General features: G+C 55.8%; 16 protein-coding genes. 6 read left to right on the top strand and 10 right to left on the bottom strand.

From position 1 onward, the window contains the following. Window positions 1–39 precede the first annotated feature (39 nt). Complete coding sequence (locus M2433_RS20275) at window positions 40–939, bottom strand: LysR family transcriptional regulator (protein ID WP_059311440.1); 900 nt, start codon at window positions 937–939, stop codon at window positions 40–42. A 119-nt stretch (window positions 940–1,058) separates the two neighbouring features. Here M2433_RS20275 and M2433_RS20270 point away from each other — a divergent pair, with 119 nt between their 5' ends. Both M2433_RS20270 and M2433_RS20265 read left to right on the top strand, forming a co-directional pair. Beyond that, window positions 1,059–1,817 (top strand): SDR family NAD(P)-dependent oxidoreductase, encoded by a 759-nt coding sequence (locus tag M2433_RS20270; protein ID WP_429056856.1) that lies wholly within the window; start codon window positions 1,059–1,061, stop codon window positions 1,815–1,817. 173 nt (window positions 1,818–1,990) lie between these two features. Next, window positions 1,991–2,593, top strand: a complete 603-nt coding sequence (locus M2433_RS20265; RefSeq protein ID WP_429056349.1) for a response regulator transcription factor — start codon at window positions 1,991–1,993, stop codon at window positions 2,591–2,593. Here the strand turns inward: M2433_RS20265 and M2433_RS20260 are convergent. After that, entirely contained in the window at window positions 2,572–2,910 is a 339-nt protein-coding gene (locus M2433_RS20260) for a lysozyme (protein WP_429056351.1), read from the bottom strand. The two genes, M2433_RS20265 and M2433_RS20260, sit on opposite strands and share 22 nt — an antisense overlap. A gap of 72 nt (window positions 2,911–2,982) precedes the next feature. Next, window positions 2,983–3,522 carry a GNAT family N-acetyltransferase gene (locus tag M2433_RS20255; protein ID WP_429056353.1) on the bottom strand — a complete coding sequence of 180 codons (540 nt, stop codon included), beginning with the start codon at window positions 3,520–3,522 and terminating at the stop codon, window positions 2,983–2,985. Window positions 3,523–3,669: 147 nt separating this feature from the next. Between M2433_RS20255 and M2433_RS20250 the strand changes: the two genes are divergently transcribed. Beyond that, on the top strand, window positions 3,670–5,259 hold the full coding sequence (locus M2433_RS20250; RefSeq protein WP_429056355.1) for an STY4199 family HEPN domain-containing protein: 1,590 nt from the start codon (window positions 3,670–3,672) through the stop codon (window positions 5,257–5,259). A gap of 92 nt (window positions 5,260–5,351) precedes the next feature. On the opposite strand, the gene M2433_RS20245 is transcribed toward M2433_RS20250, so the two are convergent. The 3 genes from M2433_RS20245 to M2433_RS20235 all read right to left on the bottom strand — a co-directional run bounded on the left by M2433_RS20245 (window position 5,352) and on the right by M2433_RS20235 (window position 9,449). Continuing rightward, a complete protein-coding gene (locus M2433_RS20245) occupies window positions 5,352–7,001 on the bottom strand; it encodes an alpha,alpha-trehalase (protein WP_429056357.1) in 1,650 nt (549 codons plus the stop codon). A 181-nt stretch (window positions 7,002–7,182) separates the two neighbouring features. Beyond that, window positions 7,183–8,535, bottom strand: a complete 1,353-nt coding sequence (gorA, locus tag M2433_RS20240) for a glutathione-disulfide reductase (RefSeq protein ID WP_429056359.1) — start codon at window positions 8,533–8,535, stop codon at window positions 7,183–7,185. Window positions 8,536–8,606: 71 nt separating this feature from the next. Then, window positions 8,607–9,449 (bottom strand): 23S rRNA (adenine(2030)-N(6))-methyltransferase RlmJ, encoded by an 843-nt coding sequence (locus M2433_RS20235; RefSeq protein ID WP_429056361.1) that lies wholly within the window; start codon window positions 9,447–9,449, stop codon window positions 8,607–8,609. 177 nt (window positions 9,450–9,626) lie between these two features. Between M2433_RS20235 and prlC the strand changes: the two genes are divergently transcribed. Both prlC and rsmJ read left to right on the top strand, forming a co-directional pair. Continuing rightward, window positions 9,627–11,669, top strand: coding sequence for an oligopeptidase A (gene prlC, locus M2433_RS20230; RefSeq protein ID WP_048976969.1), 2,043 nt, complete (start codon window positions 9,627–9,629; stop codon window positions 11,667–11,669). A 7-nt stretch (window positions 11,670–11,676) separates the two neighbouring features. Then, window positions 11,677–12,429 carry a 16S rRNA (guanine(1516)-N(2))-methyltransferase RsmJ gene (rsmJ, locus tag M2433_RS20225; protein ID WP_429056362.1) on the top strand — a complete coding sequence of 251 codons (753 nt, stop codon included), beginning with the start codon at window positions 11,677–11,679 and terminating at the stop codon, window positions 12,427–12,429. A 97-nt stretch (window positions 12,430–12,526) separates the two neighbouring features. Here the strand turns inward: rsmJ and uspA are convergent, their stop codons facing one another. Beyond that, window positions 12,527–12,964 (bottom strand): universal stress protein UspA, encoded by a 438-nt coding sequence (gene uspA / locus M2433_RS20220; RefSeq protein WP_003861223.1) that lies wholly within the window; start codon window positions 12,962–12,964, stop codon window positions 12,527–12,529. Window positions 12,965–13,247: 283 nt separating this feature from the next. Between uspA and uspB the strand changes: the two genes are divergently transcribed. Continuing rightward, entirely contained in the window at window positions 13,248–13,583 is a 336-nt protein-coding gene (uspB, locus tag M2433_RS20215) for a universal stress protein UspB (protein ID WP_003861224.1), read from the top strand. A 43-nt stretch (window positions 13,584–13,626) separates the two neighbouring features. Here uspB and M2433_RS20210 read toward each other — a convergent pair whose 3' ends face one another. From M2433_RS20210 to pitA, 3 genes are all read right to left on the bottom strand, one after another. Further along, complete coding sequence (locus M2433_RS20210; protein ID WP_429056367.1) at window positions 13,627–14,034, bottom strand: hypothetical protein; 408 nt, start codon at window positions 14,032–14,034, stop codon at window positions 13,627–13,629. Then, complete coding sequence (locus M2433_RS20205; protein WP_429056369.1) at window positions 14,012–14,401, bottom strand: polymorphic toxin type 44 domain-containing protein; 390 nt, start codon at window positions 14,399–14,401, stop codon at window positions 14,012–14,014. The genes M2433_RS20210 and M2433_RS20205 overlap by 23 nt, the downstream gene beginning before the upstream one ends. Window positions 14,402–14,576: 175 nt before the next feature. Beyond that, a complete protein-coding gene (gene pitA / locus M2433_RS20200) occupies window positions 14,577–16,076 on the bottom strand; it encodes an inorganic phosphate transporter PitA (protein WP_429056371.1) in 1,500 nt (499 codons plus the stop codon). Between the last annotated feature and the right edge of the window lie 196 nt (window positions 16,077–16,272).

Raw genomic sequence — 16,272 nt, 5'->3', positions numbered from 1 at the left:
TTTTCGTTTGGCTGGATGTTATTGAATTATAGCTTGCGACTAGTCCACGTAAGCTTTTGTGAGTTCAGTAAGCCACTCCATAAACAGATGTACCCGGCGGGAGAGGTTGCGGCGGTGGGGATAAATCAGGGAAACAGGCATCGGCTCAGCCCGGTATTGCGGGAGGATCTCAACCAGTTTCTTCGCGCGCAGAGAATCACGCACGCCCACGCGCGGAACCTGAATGATGCCCAGCCCGGCAAGGCAGGCAGCTTGGTAGGTCTCCGTGCTGTTAACGGTTAATACCCCGCCCGTTTTTATCCACTGTGTCGTACTGCCGTTATAAAATTCAAAGCCCTGCGGGCGGCTTCCCAGCGTGGCGGCGTAGTGAATAACGGCGTGGGAGCCTAAATCGTCCAGCGTTTCCGGGTAGCCAAAACGCGCCAGATAGTCCGGGCTGGCGCAGTTAATTACCGACAGCTTGCCCAGCGGGCGGGCGATAAGCCCCGAATCCTTCAGCGTGCCGACGCGCACCACGCAGTCAAACCCTTCGCGGATAACATCCACGAGGCGATCGCTGCTGCTGAGCTCCAGCTCAATGCCCGGATAGTGCTGCAAAAAAGCAGGCAGCTTGGGGATGACTAAATTTCGAGCAACGCCAACGGGCATATCCACGCGGAGCCGTCCGCTGATGCTGGAGGGATCGTGCTGAAACATACCGTCGAGTTCATCAAGGTTTGCCAGCAGATCTTTTGCCCGTTCGTAATAGACCATGCCGTCCTGCGTCAGGCTGACGCGCCGCGTGGTGCGGTGCAATAGCTGGGTGCCAAGCCGGTTTTCCAGGGCCTGAATTTGCCGCGAAACGCTGCCCTTCGGCAGGGTTAATGTTTCCGCCGCGCGCGAAAAACTCTCCAGTTCCGCGACGCGGACAAACAGCTGCATTGCGTGAATTTTATCCATAGACGAAGCTCATTGTTGTTTCTGCTGAAACAGTGAAGCGTTTTATCCCATCTTTATTGATTTTCTATCACCTAATAAGCTCTTTCTCAATCTCCATAACAGCCAAAACGAGGTTTATGATGACTGAACGTATCGCATTAGTGACGGGTGGTAGCCGTGGTCTGGGTAAAAACGCTGCTTTGAAGCTGGCGGCAGACGGCACGGGAATTGTCCTCACCTACAACCGTAGCCAGCAGGAAGCGCTGGAAGTCGTGCAACAAATTCAGGCAAAAGGCGTTAACGCGGCGGCATTACAGCTCAACGTCGGAGATGTTGCCGGTTTCGACCATTTTGCCCGGCAGCTTCAGGAAACCCTGAAGACGGTCTGGCAGCGTGAAAACTTTGATTATTTATTAAACAATGCCGGGACGGGACTATACGCGCCCTATGCCGACACGACGGAAGCCCAGTTTGATGAGGCATTAAACATCCATTTCAAGGGGCCCTTCTTCCTGACGCAGCGCCTGTTGCCCTTGCTGGCCGACGGTGGGCGGATCCTCAACGTCTCCAGCGGGCTGGCCCGTTTTACCCAGCCGGGCTCAGGGACCTATGCGGCCATGAAGGGGGCGATGGAGGTGCTGACGCGTTACCAGGCGAAAGAGCTGGGCGCGCGCGGGATCGCCGTCAATATCATCGCGCCCGGTGCGATAGAAACGGACTTTGGCGGCGGGCGCGTTCGCGACAACGCGGAGCTGAATCAGATGCTGGCCGCGCAGACGGCGCTGGGACGAGTGGGGCTGCCGGACGATATTGGCGATGCCGTTGCGGCGCTGCTCAGCGATAAACTGGGCTGGATGAACGCGCAGCGCATTGAGGTATCAGGTGGTATGTTCCTGTGATGCACGCGCTTAAGGGGAAGGACCCTCTTAAGGAAATCCTTAAGGTGAATGTGTCTAAATACGGACAGATATATAGAACCCGGGGGGATTTGTAACGTCTCCGTTCGTTGAGTTTTTTCTTAAAAGATGCCTCTGTAGAATCCCCCTTCGCTATTCTCAGAGGGAGAAAAACGATGCGAGTAATCATGTTTGACAGGCAGTCAATATTTATTCATGGAGCGATACACAGTCTGCAGAAGCTCATTCCGGAATTAAATATGACGGGGACCTGTCAGGCAGAAGATTTATGGGCGCAGGTATCCGCGTCGCCGTCTGCTATCGTCCTGATTGACGGGAATGTCATTCAGAACGAGGAGACAGCGTGGCTGGAAGCGCTCATGCATCGCTTTCCGGCGATCCGCGTGGTGATGGTGTTGGCGAAAAAAGAGGCCAGATGGGTGGAGCAATTGCGGCAGCGAAACGTCATGGCCATTATTCCCCGAAACGCCAGCCCCGAGCGCTTTTCCGCCGTGCTGGACTCGGTGTCCCGAGGGATGGTCTGTTTTCCGGGAGAGTGGGTCCGACAACACTCGTCGCCGCAGGCGTTATTAGCATTAAGCGAGCGCCAGCGGGAGGTGTTAAAACGGCTGGCGGCGGGGGAGTCAAACAAAGAGATTGGACGCAATCTCAACATCAGTGCAGCCACGGTAAAAGCGCACCTCGAAGCGCTTTTCCGGCGGCTGGACGTGAAAAACAGAACGCAGGCTGCCATGTTCTATACCCGGGCGATGGCCTGAAAATTCACTTTCTGGAGTAAAGGGATCTCTCCAGAAATGAAAATCATCATTACCAGCGCGTCATGCTGCTGTTGGGTTAATGGGCCTGTACACATTTCCCGCAGCAGCGTCTCACACTGCTGGATATCTTCCTGGAGTAAATATTCCGCCTGCAGGGGAGTAATAAGGCCGCGGAATTTTTCTCTCTCACGGATCGCATGTCCATAGCCAATAACCCACAATCCGTTTTCGTCACGGTATTTCTCCAGCGAAAGACCCTGATGTTTTTTAATTAACGCAATGGCGGCAGAAGATATTTTCAGCGCATGACCTTTCATATTCGTTTCCTCTTAAGTCGCGACACTGTAGAGGAAACGATTTACGATAAATATCCGCCAAATGGCTGTTGATCAGGAATTGTTATTCAGATATTCCTGCCGTAATAAACCAAATAACCAGTCATTATGCCAGCGCCCCGCGAGGAAATAGCTCTCACGTAATTCCCCTTCCAGGCAAAAGTGGGCTTTTTCCAGCAGACGTCTTGAGGCGACATTCCCCGCCGTGACGGTAGCGGTGAGTCGGCGTATACCCCCCTCTTCAAAGGCATAGCGGCAAAGCGCCTGCAGGGACTCGAAGCCGTAGCCTTTTCCCTGCGCCTCGGGTGCGAAAAGAAAACCGACCTCAGCGCAATCCTCCTCCCGATGAATATACCCGGTGACGCCCAGCGGAGCACGGGAGAGGGCATCACGGACGACGAGACACAGCCAGTGCGCGCTGCCTGGCGTCCAGGGCGTCAGACGAGCATCAAACGCCTCGCGGATGGCGGCAACGGGGCGGTCATCCGCCACAAAGCGCATAACGTCAGGGTGCTGCTGCAACGCCAGAAAAAAGGGCCAGTCCTCTTCCTGCAGGGGCGAGCAGTGAAGACGAGGTGTGATTAAAACAGGCATTCAGATTCTCCTGACACTTTTTAAATGATTTTAGGGTTGTCACTTTATTTCAACAGAAAGTCAGGTATGGTTAACCTCGTATAAATAAAAAGAAAAACGGCCGTCACATGCCCATTTCGATGTTTTCGTTGTCACTTAAGGTAAATAATGACCCTCAGCACATCACATCATATTCGCGAACAGTTCGAACACTGTCTGGCGGTCATTCGCCAGGCATCGGTTGAAATTTTGCTTCTTCTGAATGTACATGCTTCTGAGGGTAAAGATCCACGCTGGTTCCTGGAGCAGCTGGACAGCGCGCGATTAGCCCTGGGAGGCTGGGGTGCCGTTGCGAAGAAGCTCAACCTGAATGATGCCGAGATGTCGGAATTTACGCTCCAGCTGCGCCTGCTGCAGCAGCGCGTGCCGCAGTATGAAAGCGGACAGGATGTAAGTGAAAACCAGCTTATTGCGGCGATGCGGTTTGTGACCGCGCTGGAACATCTCCGCCTGCAGCAGCCGCTGTTGACCTACAGCACTGACCTGGCACCGGGAAGCGAGCTTCAGCAGCAGCAGGCGCAAAAGCAGGTCCGCGCGATAGAGCTGATGATAAAAGGGCTCATCCAGCAGGCCTGGCCCGATCAGGTGCGGCTGAATAATCATCTAAAGACGCTGTTTAACGCTGACCGCGTAAGGCGCTGGCTTAAACTCGGCGAGATCAACGACGTCCTGAGCGGCATGATGTTCAGTGAACTGGCGCAGATGCTGGTGGATAAAAAAGAGTTCAGCCGCTATTACGCTTCGCTGTTCAGCGATCCGTCCATGCTGACGCTGCTGGTTGAACCGCGTAAAACCCTGCAAACCTTCCTCGATGACATTCGGCAAATTCGCAACAACATTACCGTTCAGAAAACGTTAAGTTCGGCGCAAGTTCAGCTGCTGGATAACTACTACACGCAGATCGCGCGGCCGGTTCAACGCGCGTTTGAAGAGGGGAGAACGCGCGTCAATCCGGCCGGTTTTATGGCGGTGGATGCCAGCGAGTTACACACTTTCTGGGAAAAGGCGCAGAAAATGGATCGGGTCACCGGCGGGGATCTGTTTGAGGTCCGTGACACCATTGAAAAGCCGACTCAGCGCGCGCCGCGTACGCCCGAACAACGCGAGCAGCTCATTTCCGGTGCGTTATGGGGGGCGGTTGGCGTCATGGTGATTGCCATCGTGGCGGGGGGATTCTGGCTGGTGACCAGCAGCAAGCCGCAGCCTGCGGCCGTCAGTGCAGCAGAAGCGGCGCCTCCACAGGAAATGCGCGAGACGCCTTCCTCTCGCGAAACGTTAACGCGGATGGGGGTGACGTGGGACGAGAATAACTTCCGATCGGCCATTAACCGCAACGACACCCGCGTGACGCAGCTCTTTTTACAGGGCGGGATGGACTGGAAGCTTTCCTGGACCGAAGAGGCGATGTCGGCCGGCTATGACGATGTGCTGGAACTGATGTTGCGCTACCGGCAGAACATGGTGGAAGAGAAGCCGTGTCGCCGCTTCATCAACACGCTCAGCCACGCCATGTCGAACGGCGAATCTCTGACCTCGGTTCGTAAAGAGTATCTTAAAGCCTTCTGCACCGTGCCTGCCGTGGTCAAACGCCAGCAGCACGATCTCGACATGGCAACCCGCCGCGCGCAGTCGCAGCCGGATGCCACGACGAAAAAATGGCAATCCATTCAGTCTGCCATTTATGAGGTGATCCGCTGATCGCTTCTCCTTCCGGGAGAGGGCCAGCATCTTTCTCCCTCTCCCTTTGGGAGAGGGCCGGGGTGAGGGGATCAGACCGCACCCCACCCCACTCAAGGCTCCCCATACAGCCCAATCAGCCGGCGCACCACGCCGTTGGTCCAGCCGAAGCCATCCTGAAGCGGATACTCACCCCCGCCCCCTTCGCGCGGCGTGCTGCTGGCGATGTGGTACTTCTCAATCAGCTTATGGTGCGTCTTATAAAAATGGTTCACCGTATGCAGCCAGCTCCAGGCGATCTCATCCCCCAGCGAGTCATTGCCATACTGTTTGAACCCCTGAATCGCCATCCACTGCAGCGGCGCCCAGCCGTTGGGTTTATCCCACTGTTCGCCGGTTTCGTATTCGGTGGCCAGAATCCCGCCCGGCGTCAGTAGCCGCGCTTTCACCGCATCCGACAAGCGCTCGGCCTGCTCGTGGGTCGCCATGCCAACGTACAGCGGCACAATACTGGCTGCCGAGAACAGGGCCAGCTCTTCGCGTCGCCAGTCATAATCGCGGTAGCAGCCGCTCTCCTCATCCCACAGATAGCGGTTCACCGCTGCGCGGCGATCGCTGGCTTTCTGGCGGAACAGGTCGGCCGTCTCTTTATCCCCTTTTGACGCCGAAATGTTGGCGATGGCGCTTTCCAGCTTGAACAGGAAGGCGTTCAAATCGATGGGGATAAACTGCGTCGTGCGGATGCTGGCGAGCCGCGACGGATCGCGCAGCCAGCGGGACGAGTAATCCCACCCTGACGCCGCACCCGCACGCAGATCGCGATACACCTCATTGGGCGGACGACCGGAGTGGCGGGCGGTTTCCACGTCCTCAATCCACGATTCATCGCGCGGGGTGTCACGGTCGTCCCAGTAGCGATTGAGCAATGAACCGTCCGGCATGCGCACGGCGCTGCGGTAAGCCTGATTAAGCAGCAGCGACTCCGCGCCATCCATCCAGAAGGCGTACTCCATTTTGAGGTGATCCAGATAGCGTTTCGCACCGCGCACGCCGTCCTCCTCAAACAGCTCCACCATCAGCGCAAAGACCGGCGGCTGCGAGCGGCTGAGGTAATAGGTGCGGTTGCCGTTGGGGATATGGCCGTAGCGCTCGATAAGCCACGCGAAGTTATCCGCCATACACTTCAGCAGATCGTTACGACCGCTCTCCGCCAGCCCCAGCATGGAGAAATAGGAATCCCAGTAGTAGGTCTCGCTGAATCGTCCGCCGGGGACGATATAGGCCTGCGGCAGCGCCAGCAGGGAAGACCAGGGAATATGATCCTGCGGCTCGCGCGTCAGCACCGGCCACAGGTTATCAATGTGCTCTTTCAGGGAGAGGCCCGGGTCGGAGACATATTCTGTGCCGTACGTTTCCGGCATCCAGAAGTGGTTCTCCACAAACTGTCGCAGGTCGAAATCCCTGTGGCGTCTGACCTTGCGATAGCGGATCAGGATGTCCAGCGGATCCATTTTCGGCGCGCAGTCGGGGAAGGTTTTGCTGTCCGCAAACAGCCGCGACGACTGCACGTGTTCAAACAGTTCAAGGTAGCGGTCTGCGGGCGTCAGCGCATCCGACGCGGGCAGCCCTTCAATCATTTCCGGTTCCGGCTCCGCCTCGATCATCTCATCCAGTTTTAACTCGCAGGGATCGGTCTCGTAGCGCAGCTCTTCTGCAATCTCGAACTCGATGTTCTCGGTAGCCTGTAGTTTCTGGTTGAACATGGTGATAAGGACCTCCGGTTGTGTGTTCAAAAGACAGGTTTATCCGGGCGTCTTATAAGCGTAGTCATTCGCTTCGGTAGATGGGGAGGGATATGTGCGGTAGATCACTATTTTCGGAGCATTCGTTTTGCAACGATTTATGAATGTTAAAAAAATGCCCCTCGAGAAAGGGGCATCAGGATTAACGCATGGTCACAAACTCTTCCGCCGCCGTCGGGTGGATTGCCACGGTGTTGTCGAAGTCTTTTTTGGTCGCGCCCATCTTCAGCGCCACGGCAAAGCCCTGCAGGATCTCATCCATGCCGAAGCCAATGCCGTGGATGCCGACAATCTTCTCGTCCGGACCGACGCAGACCAGCTTCATGCGGCACGGCTGACGGTGAGAGGTGACGGCGGTATACATCGCGGTGAAGGCCGATTTATACACTTTCACCTGGTCGTCGCCATACTGCTCGCGCGCCTGCGGCTCGGTTAAGCCCACGGTGCCGATTGGCGGGTGGCTGAAGACCACGGTCGGGATGTTACTGTAGTCCAGATGCTCGTCCGGCTTGTTGTTGAACAGGCGCTCGGAAAGGCGACGGCCTGCCGCAACGGCTACCGGGGTCAGCTCAACCGCGCCGGTGTTATCGCCGACCGCGTAAATGCCCGGTACGCTGGTGTTCTGGAATTTATCGACGACGATATAACCTTTTTCGTCGGTTTTCACCCCGGTCACGCCGAGGTTGAAGTTATCGTTCGCAGGTTCACGCCCAATCGCCCAGATCAGGCAATCGACGGTCTGGCTGCGGCCATCTTCCAGCTCCAGGGTCAGGCTGCCGTCCGCGTTTTTCACGACCGCTTTTGGCACGGCGTTGGTGTGCAGGGTTGGGCCTTCGGCGTTCATCACTTCAACCAGCGTATCGACGATCAGCGGGTCAAAGCTGCGCAGCGGCGCGTGTTTACGCACGAACAGGTGCGCTTCCGCGCCCAGGCCGTTAATCACGCCGGCCAGCTCTACCGCAATGTAACCCGCGCCAACAACGGCAACGCGTTTTGGCAGGGCTGGCAGTTCGAAGAAACCGTCGGAGTCGATACCGTATTCCACGCCCGGGATGTTCGGGTGGCTCGGACGACCGCCGGTGGCGATCAGGATGTGATCGGCGGTGATCGTCTCGCCGTTCACTTCGATCGTTTTGGCGTCCACAAAGCGGGCGAAACCGTGGATAACGTCGACGTTATTTTTACCCAGCACGTTGTCGTATGAGGTATGAATACGGTCGATGTAGGCGGTACGGCTGGCGATCAGCTTATCCCAGTCGAAGTGGTTGAGGGTGGTATCAAAGCCGTAGTCCGGGCCATACATATGGATAGCTTCACGGATTTGCGCCGCATGCCACATCACTTTCTTCGGTACACAACCCACGTTCACGCAGGTGCCGCCCAGCGCTTTCGCTTCAATCAGCGCGCACTTCTGGCCGTACATGGCCGCGCGGTTGATGGAGGCGATGCCGCCGCTGCCGCCGCCGATTGCGATGTAGTCATAATGCTTAGTCATAGCTGTTATCCTTAATCGTGAATTGCCGCGATTGTATACCTGAAATCAATAGTTTCCACCGATGGCTGCGATTACTCCGGCACGATCCAACTGACGGTGGCGTGGCCAGTACCGGCTGGCACCAGCTTTTTATGCAGCCACGGCAGCACGTTGTTCATTTGCGCTTCAAGCTTCCACGGCGGGTTGATGACGATCATGCCCGAGGCGGTCATGCCGCGCTGGTCACTGTCCGGGCGCACCGCCAGCTCGATCTGCAGGATTTTGCGGATGCCGGTCGCTTCCAGGTCTTTGATCATACGTTTGATTTGCGCGCGCAGGACCACCGGATACCACAGGGCGTATGTCCCGGTGGCGAAGCGCTTGTAGCCTTCGTGGATGCCGGTCACCACCGCCTGATAGTCGGTTTTGATTTCGTACGGCGGGTCGATCAGCACCAGCCCACGGCGTGAAACCGGCGGTAGCTTGGCTTTTAGCTGCTGGTAGCCGTCGGCTTTTTCCACGCGGGCGCGGCCGTCTTTCTGGAATTCGGAACGCAGCAGCGGGAAATCGCTCGGGTGCAGCTCGGTCAGCTGGAGGCTGTCCTGCTCGCGCAGCAGCTGGCGTGCAATCAGCGGTGATCCTGGGTAATAGCGCAGCTGACCGTTGCGGTTGAAGTGGTTCACCACGCCGATATAGGACTCCAGCTCCGCAGGCAGGTCGTCCTGCTGCCAGATGCGGGCGATCCCTTCAAGATATTCACCGGTACGCTCGGCATGCTCGCCGCTCAGCTGATAACGGCCCGCGCCCGCGTGGGTGTCCAGATAGAGAAATGGCTTCTCTTTCTCTTTGAGCGATTCAATGATCAGGCTCTGAACGGTGTGTTTAAGGACATCGGCGTGGTTGCCTGCGTGGAAGCTGTGGCGATAACTGAGCATGGGTAATGATTTTCCGCTGAAATGACGATTTGCCACAGTTTACAGCAGAACGGCACAGATTACCCGCAGGCACGGTAAGCGCGGCCATTGAAATCCTCTACACTTAACCCCATTACTGAACAATATGCACAGCGCCGGAAGCGCGCTTCTTTCATCAAATTCAACAGGACAGCGTTTATGACCAATCCATTACTGACGCCTTTTTCGTTGCCACCGTTTTCTAAAATCCTCCCTGAGCATGTGGTTCCAGCCGTTACGCAATCGCTGGACAACTGCCGTGCGGCGGTAGAAAGCGTGGTCGCGCAGGGCGCGCCGTACACCTGGGAAAATCTGTGTCAGCCGCTGGCCGAAGTGGATGACGTTCTGGGGCGTATTTTCTCCCCGGTGAGCCACCTGAATTCGGTAAAAAACAGCCCGGAACTGCGTGAAGCCTACGAACAGACCCTGCCGCTGCTCTCTGAGTACAGCACCTGGGTCGGCCAGCACGAAGGGCTTTATAAGGCGTATCGCGACCTGCGCGACGGTGACCACTATGCCGAACTGAATACCGCGCAGAAAAAATCCGTCGATAACGCCCTGCGTGATTTCGAACTTTCCGGGATTGGCCTGCCAAAAGAGAAGCAGACCCGCTACGGTGAAATTGCCGCGCGTCTCTCCGAGCTGGGCAACCAGTACAGCAACAACGTGCTCGACGCCACCATGGGCTGGACGAAGCTGATTACCGACGAAGCGGAGCTGGCAGGTATGCCGGAAAGCGCGCTGGCGGCGGCAAAAGCACAGGCCGAAGCGAAAGAGCAGGAAGGCTTCCTGTTAACGCTGGATATCCCGAGCTATCTGCCGGTCATGACCTACTGCGACAATCAGGCCCTGCGCGAAGAGATGTACCGCGCGTACAGCACCCGCGCTTCCGATCAGGGGCCGAATGCCGGTAAGTGGGACAACAGCCCGGTGATGGCGGAAATCCTTGCGCTGCGTCACGAGCTGGCCCAGCTGTTGGGCTTTGAAAACTACGCCGACAAATCTCTCGCCACCAAAATGGCGGAAAACCCGCAGCAGGTGCTCGACTTCCTGACGGATCTCGCGAAACGCGCCCGTCCGCAGGGTGAAAAAGAGCTGGCCCAGCTGCGTGCCTTCGCGAAAGCGGAGTTCGGCGTAGACGAGCTGCAGCCGTGGGATATCGCCTACTACAGCGAAAAACAGAAGCAGCACCTCTACAGCATCAGCGACGAGCAGCTGCGCCCGTACTTCCCGGAAAACAAAGCCGTTAACGGCCTGTTCGAAGTGGTGAAACGCATTTATGGCATCACCGCGAAAGAGCGTACCGATATCGACGTCTGGCACCCGGACGTGCGCTTCTTCGAACTGTATGACGAGAAAAACGAACTGCGCGGCAGCTTCTACCTTGACCTGTACGCCCGTGAGAACAAGCGCGGCGGGGCGTGGATGGACGACTGCGTGGGCCAGATGCGTAAAGCCGACGGCTCCCTGCAGAAGCCGGTCGCTTACCTGACCTGTAACTTCAACCGCCCGGTGAGCGGTAAACCTGCGCTGTTTACCCACGACGAAGTGATCACCCTGTTCCACGAGTTCGGTCACGGTCTGCACCATATGCTGACCCGCATCGAAACCGCAGGCGTGGCCGGCATCAGCGGTGTGCCGTGGGATGCGGTCGAGCTGCCGAGCCAGTTTATGGAAAACTGGTGCTGGGAGCCGGACGCGCTGGCGTTTATCTCCGGTCACTACGAAACCGGTGAACCGCTGCCGAAAGCGCTGCTGGATAAAATGCTGGCGGCCAAGAATTACCAGGCGGCGATGTTCATCCTGCGCCAGCTGGAGTTCGGCCTGTTTGACTTCCGCCTGCACGCCGAATTTAGCCCGGAGCAGGGGGCGAAAATCCTTGAAACCCTGGCCGAGATTAAAAAGCAGGTCGCCGTGATCCCTGGACCAACCTGGGGCCGCTTCCCGCATGCCTTCAGCCACATTTTCGCAGGCGGCTATGCGGCGGGTTACTACAGCTACCTGTGGGCCGACGTGCTGGCAGCAGACGCCTTCTCTCGCTTTGAAGAAGAGGGCATTTTCAACCGCGAAACCGGCCAGTCGTTCCTCGACAACATCCTGACCCGGGGCGGTTCTGAAGAGCCAATGGTGCTGTTCAAACGCTTCCGCGGCCGCGAGCCTCAGCTGGACGCGATGCTTGAGCATTACGGAATCAAAGGCTGATTGTTACGTGAAGATCTGCTTAGTAGATGAAACGGGCGCCGGAGACGACGCCTTATCAGTTCTGGCGGCCCGCTGGGGGCTGGAGCACGATGAAGAAAACCCGATGGCGCTGGTGATGACGACAGCGCATCTCGAATTACGCAAGCGCGACGAACCGAAGCTCGGTGGGATTTTTGTCGATTTTGTCGGCGGCGCCATGGCGCACCGGCGCAAGTTCGGCGGCGGCCGCGGTGAGGCTGTTGCCAAAGCGGTCGGCATCAAAGGGAGCTATCTTCCGGACGTGGTCGATGCCACTGCGGGGCTGGGGCGCGATGCGTTTGTGCTGGCGTCTGTCGGCTGCCGCGTGCGGATGCTGGAGCGCAACCCGGTGGTGGCTGCACTGCTCGATGACGGCCTGACCCGTGGCTACGCGGACCCGGAAATCGGCCCGTGGCTGCAGGAGCGGCTGCAGCTGATCCATGCCTCCAGCCTGACGGCGCTGACCGATATCACCCCGCGCCCGCAGGTTGTTTATCTCGACCCGATGTTCCCGCACAAGCAGAAAAGCGCGCTGGTGAAAAAAGAGATGCGGGTGTTTCAGTCGCTGGTGGGGCCGGATTTAGATGCAGACGGCCTGCTTGAGCCGGCTCGTCAGCTCGCGACAAAGCGGGTGGTGGTAAAGCGCCCTGACTATGCGCCGCCGCTGGCGGACGTTGCCACGACCAATGCGGTGACCACCAAAGGGCACCGGTTTGATATCTACTCAGGTACGCCGGAATAAAAAAAGCCGGGTGGCGGCTTCGCCTTACCCGGCCTACGTCCTCGATCTATCCCCTCTCCCTGTGGGAGAGGGTTAGGGTGAGGGGAATTTAACGCACTTACTCGTCTTCTTCGTCACGCAGCGGAACAATCAGCATATCCACGTGAACGGTGTTAATCAGCTGGCGCGCTGAAGACATCAGCTTGCTCCAGAAGTCCTGATGGTGACCGCAAACCACCAGGTCCATATCGTATTTCTTAATCGCATCCACCAGTACCTGACCCAGGTCACCGCTGCCGCTCAGGGTTTCGGTGATAGGGTAACCCGCGTTAGTGGACAGCTCGCTCAGGGCGTGGTGCGTCTCTTCGGAGATGCGTTTCTGCATATCGCCAAGATTCACGTCGATCAGACCGGTATAGAGGTCGGAGTAATTCACATCAACGTGGATCAGCGAAACTTTCGCGTTGTAGGGGCGTGCCATGGATACCGCTTTATCAACCAGCACTTTGCTCTCCGGAGAGAGGTCTACCGCGATGAGAATGTGTTTGTAAGCCATAGTGTTACTCCTTCCTTAAGTTATCGATGACTAAATGCGAATGCCGTCGTCTGATACATTCATTACGGCCCAGTTAAACATATTTTTCAAGCTTTGGTGTTGATAACGATTAACCTTGTGGCAAAAAAATTAACGGATCTCCTACACTATTTAATGAGCCGTTCGGATATTAAAACGCGAACCGGATCGACTTTTAGTCATTCTTTCACTGAACTGTCTGTCAGGGCATTGGGGTGCGGTAGCTCAGGAGCCTTGCTTCGTGGGCGGACGCCGGGGAGGATGTATGATTAGCACCGTCGCATTGTTTTGGGCGTTATGCGTAGTTTGCATAGTGAATATGGCGCGCTATTTCTCATCGTTACGTGCGCTGTTAGTGGTACTTCGTGGTTGCGATCCGTTGCTTTATCAGTATGTGGACGGTGGAGGTTTCTTCACCTCGCATGGACAGCCCAGCAAACAGATGCGCCTGGTGGGATACATCTACTACCAGCGCTACCGCGATCATCACGATGAAGAGTTTATCCGTCGTTGCGAGCGCCTGCGTCGTCAGTTCATTTTGACCAGCGCTCTGTGCGGGCTGGTCGTGGTCAGTATGATTGCATTGATGATTTGGCACTGAGTATCACAGCAGGCGGGGAAAACCCCGCCTTCTTTCATCTGGCTCAGGGCTTAACTGAGAACCGGAGACTGGAGATATTGTTCTTGATAGAAATAACCTTTCCGCTATAGGTAATGTTCACTTCCCCGCTTGTATCAATACTGGCTGAGGTTATCGTGCCGGTACCTTCGATTACCGGATACTTCATAGCAAGCTGATGGATAATATCAGTGTCTTTCCCTGCAAGCGCCCCCGAGAGATAGTAACGGTAGATTGGTGGTACGGTTGTGCCACCCTGATTGTTCACGGTCATATAGAGCCAGACGCTATCGGATAATTTATAAACGCGCTGTAGCTCATCGCTATTCCGCTGATTGGGCTGATGGTTTAACCAGAGAAAGCCAATGACCAGAACCAGAAGCGAAACGGTAACAAGGCGATGAATCCATTTAATAGCCGTTTTGAATGGCATACTCTATTCCTTCTCTGATGTTGCGCTGATCCGTTGGGTCGTCTCCGTAAGGCGGCTTTTCGTACCATTTTCCCCATTCCGGTTTTGAGGTACCTGCCCGGCCTTGAGCCCAGCCAGCGCCCATAAGAAGGATGTTTACAGGGATACCTGCCGCAGTACCTGCGGCTCCGAAGTTGAAGTTACCAAATGCAGCAAAGTAAGGGTCGAATTTTTTATAATCCCAGGGACCGCCATTTCGGACTTTTTGGTAGAACCAATAATACGTTGAGGGCGTGGCCATATTGCGTGACATTCCGTTAAGGCGTGCCTCACGCATATTGTTCGCTATAACGATTGAACCCGGTCCTGAGATAGGGACAGAAGCCATACATTCTCCTTTGTCTGGATTTTTCTTCTGGCCGTCATGATAGTTTTTTCTGTGTTTTGAAATTGAGCAAAAAATGTTCAGAAAATCCTCATGTTATCAAACACCTTACGACAAATAGCAGCCATAAAAAAAGCGGGTCAGTTTCCTGACCCGCTTTTTTGTCGCACTCAACCGATTAAATCAGCTTCAGCGAGATCCAGTACAAACCGCCAGACAGCAGAATGGATGCCGGAAGGGTGAACACCCAGGCCATCAGAATGTTGGTCACGGTTTTGCGCTGCAGGCCGCCACCGTCAACAATCATGGTGCCTGCCACGGACGAGGAGAGTACGTGGGTCGTTGAGACCGGCATACCGGTATAGCTTGCCAGACCGATAGACACCGCCGCCGTCATCTGCGCGGACATACCCTGCGCATAGGTCATGCCTTTCTTACCGATCTTCTCGCCGATGGTGGTTGCCACGCGACGCCAGCCAATCATCGTACCGATACCCAGCGCCAGCGCGACGGCCATGATGATCCAGATTGGCGCGTACTCAATGGTGTTGAGCATATCGCCTTTCAGTTTCTTCAGAAGACGCTGGTCGTCAGCATTCACGTCAGGCAGTTTCGCCACTTTATCCGTCACATCAGAGATGCACAGCATAATGCGACGCAGCTGACCACGCTGTTCAACGGACAGTTTGTCATAGCTTTCGATATTGCCCAGCATGCCTTTCGCACGTTCCAGCGCGTTAATCGCGTTTGCCGGATGGCAGTGGAACTCGCCAGGCCCAGTCGTGGCACCCGCTTCCGGAGAAGGGATTAACTGGTCAACGCCGGTCGCCTTCTTCAGCAGTTCGGGATGCTGCTGGAAGTAGGTTTCGACGTTGTTTACCGCATCACGGGTACGGGTGATTTCGTAGCCAGAGGCATTCATGTTGACCACGAATCCTGCCGGTGCGACGCCAATCAGTACCAGCATCACCAGACCAATGCCTTTCTGACCATCGTTCGCGCCGTGGGAGAAAGCCACGCCGATAGCGGAAATGATCAGAGCAATACGCGTCCAGAATGGCGGCTTTTTCTTGCCGTCTTTCTTTTCACGCTCTGCTGGCGTCAGGTGAATACGGGAGCGCTTTTTGGTGTTGCTCCAGTAACGACGCAGGATGAAGATCAGCCCGCCAGCCACCACCAGACCCACAATAGGGGAGACGATAAGTGAGGCAAAGATCCCCAGTACTTTCGGGATATTTAACGCATCAACAACCGATGTACCGGTCATCAGGGCGTTTGTTAACCCGATACCGATAATCGCGCCGATGAGAGTGTGAGAACTGGATGCAGGCAGGCCGAAATACCAGGTACCGAGGTTCCAGATAATTGCAGCAAGCAGCATTGAGAACACCATAGCGAGGCCATGGCCAGAACTAACGTTAAGCAGCAGATCCGTTGGCAGCATATGCACGATGGCATACGCAACGCTCAGTCCGCCCAGGAGGACACCAAAAAAGTTAAATACCGCCGCCATAACAACCGCAAGTTGCGATCGCATTGCACGGGTGTAAATAACCGTTGCTACTGCGTTTGCAGTGTCGTGGAAGCCGTTGATCGCTTCGTAAAACAGTACAAAAACCAGAGCAAGCAATAATAAAAGCCCGGTATGTAAATCCAGGCCGGCAAACAAATGTAGCATAGGACGTTACGCCATTTTGAGGACATGAACGCGGCGCATTATCCAGGACAAATGCACGGCGGGCAAAGTGAAATATAGACTTTTTTTGACATACCACCTGATTTGGGAAAAGTACCTGAAAGGTTATTCTTTAAATTTCAATGGAATGGCTTTGTAATATCTTTTTACGCTGGTGTGACCACAGAGGAAACTTTAC

This window comes from Enterobacter sp. AC1 (assembly GCF_050434705.1).
Classification (GTDB): Bacteria; Pseudomonadota; Gammaproteobacteria; order Enterobacterales; family Enterobacteriaceae; genus Enterobacter; species Enterobacter cloacae_L.
Note: the sequence above shows the minus strand (reverse complement) of the source record. Positions and strands in the feature narration are given on the sequence as shown.

What these genes read in the sequence shown, in the direction of transcription:
- M2433_RS20275 (WP_059311440.1), bottom strand. Translation starts at nt 939, where the DNA reads ATGGATAAAATTCACGCAATGCAGCTGTTTGTCCGCGTCGCGGAACTG.
- M2433_RS20270 (WP_429056856.1), top strand. Translation starts at nt 1,059, where the DNA reads ATGACTGAACGTATCGCATTAGTGACGGGTGGTAGCCGTGGTCTGGGT.
- M2433_RS20265 (WP_429056349.1), top strand. Translation starts at nt 1,991, where the DNA reads ATGCGAGTAATCATGTTTGACAGGCAGTCAATATTTATTCATGGAGCG.
- M2433_RS20260 (WP_429056351.1), bottom strand. Translation starts at nt 2,910, where the DNA reads ATGAAAGGTCATGCGCTGAAAATATCTTCTGCCGCCATTGCGTTAATT.
- M2433_RS20255 (WP_429056353.1), bottom strand. Translation starts at nt 3,522, where the DNA reads ATGCCTGTTTTAATCACACCTCGTCTTCACTGCTCGCCCCTGCAGGAA.
- M2433_RS20250 (WP_429056355.1), top strand. Translation starts at nt 3,670, where the DNA reads ATGACCCTCAGCACATCACATCATATTCGCGAACAGTTCGAACACTGT.
- M2433_RS20245 (WP_429056357.1), bottom strand. Translation starts at nt 7,001, where the DNA reads ATGTTCAACCAGAAACTACAGGCTACCGAGAACATCGAGTTCGAGATT.
- gorA (WP_429056359.1), bottom strand. Translation starts at nt 8,535, where the DNA reads ATGACTAAGCATTATGACTACATCGCAATCGGCGGCGGCAGCGGCGGC.
- M2433_RS20235 (WP_429056361.1), bottom strand. Translation starts at nt 9,449, where the DNA reads ATGCTCAGTTATCGCCACAGCTTCCACGCAGGCAACCACGCCGATGTC.
- prlC (WP_048976969.1), top strand. Translation starts at nt 9,627, where the DNA reads ATGACCAATCCATTACTGACGCCTTTTTCGTTGCCACCGTTTTCTAAA.
- uspA (WP_003861223.1), bottom strand. Translation starts at nt 12,964, where the DNA reads ATGGCTTACAAACACATTCTCATCGCGGTAGACCTCTCTCCGGAGAGC.
- uspB (WP_003861224.1), top strand. Translation starts at nt 13,248, where the DNA reads ATGATTAGCACCGTCGCATTGTTTTGGGCGTTATGCGTAGTTTGCATA.
- M2433_RS20210 (WP_429056367.1), bottom strand. Translation starts at nt 14,034, where the DNA reads ATGCCATTCAAAACGGCTATTAAATGGATTCATCGCCTTGTTACCGTT.
- M2433_RS20205 (WP_429056369.1), bottom strand. Translation starts at nt 14,401, where the DNA reads ATGGCTTCTGTCCCTATCTCAGGACCGGGTTCAATCGTTATAGCGAAC.
- pitA (WP_429056371.1), bottom strand. Translation starts at nt 16,076, where the DNA reads ATGCTACATTTGTTTGCCGGCCTGGATTTACATACCGGGCTTTTATTA.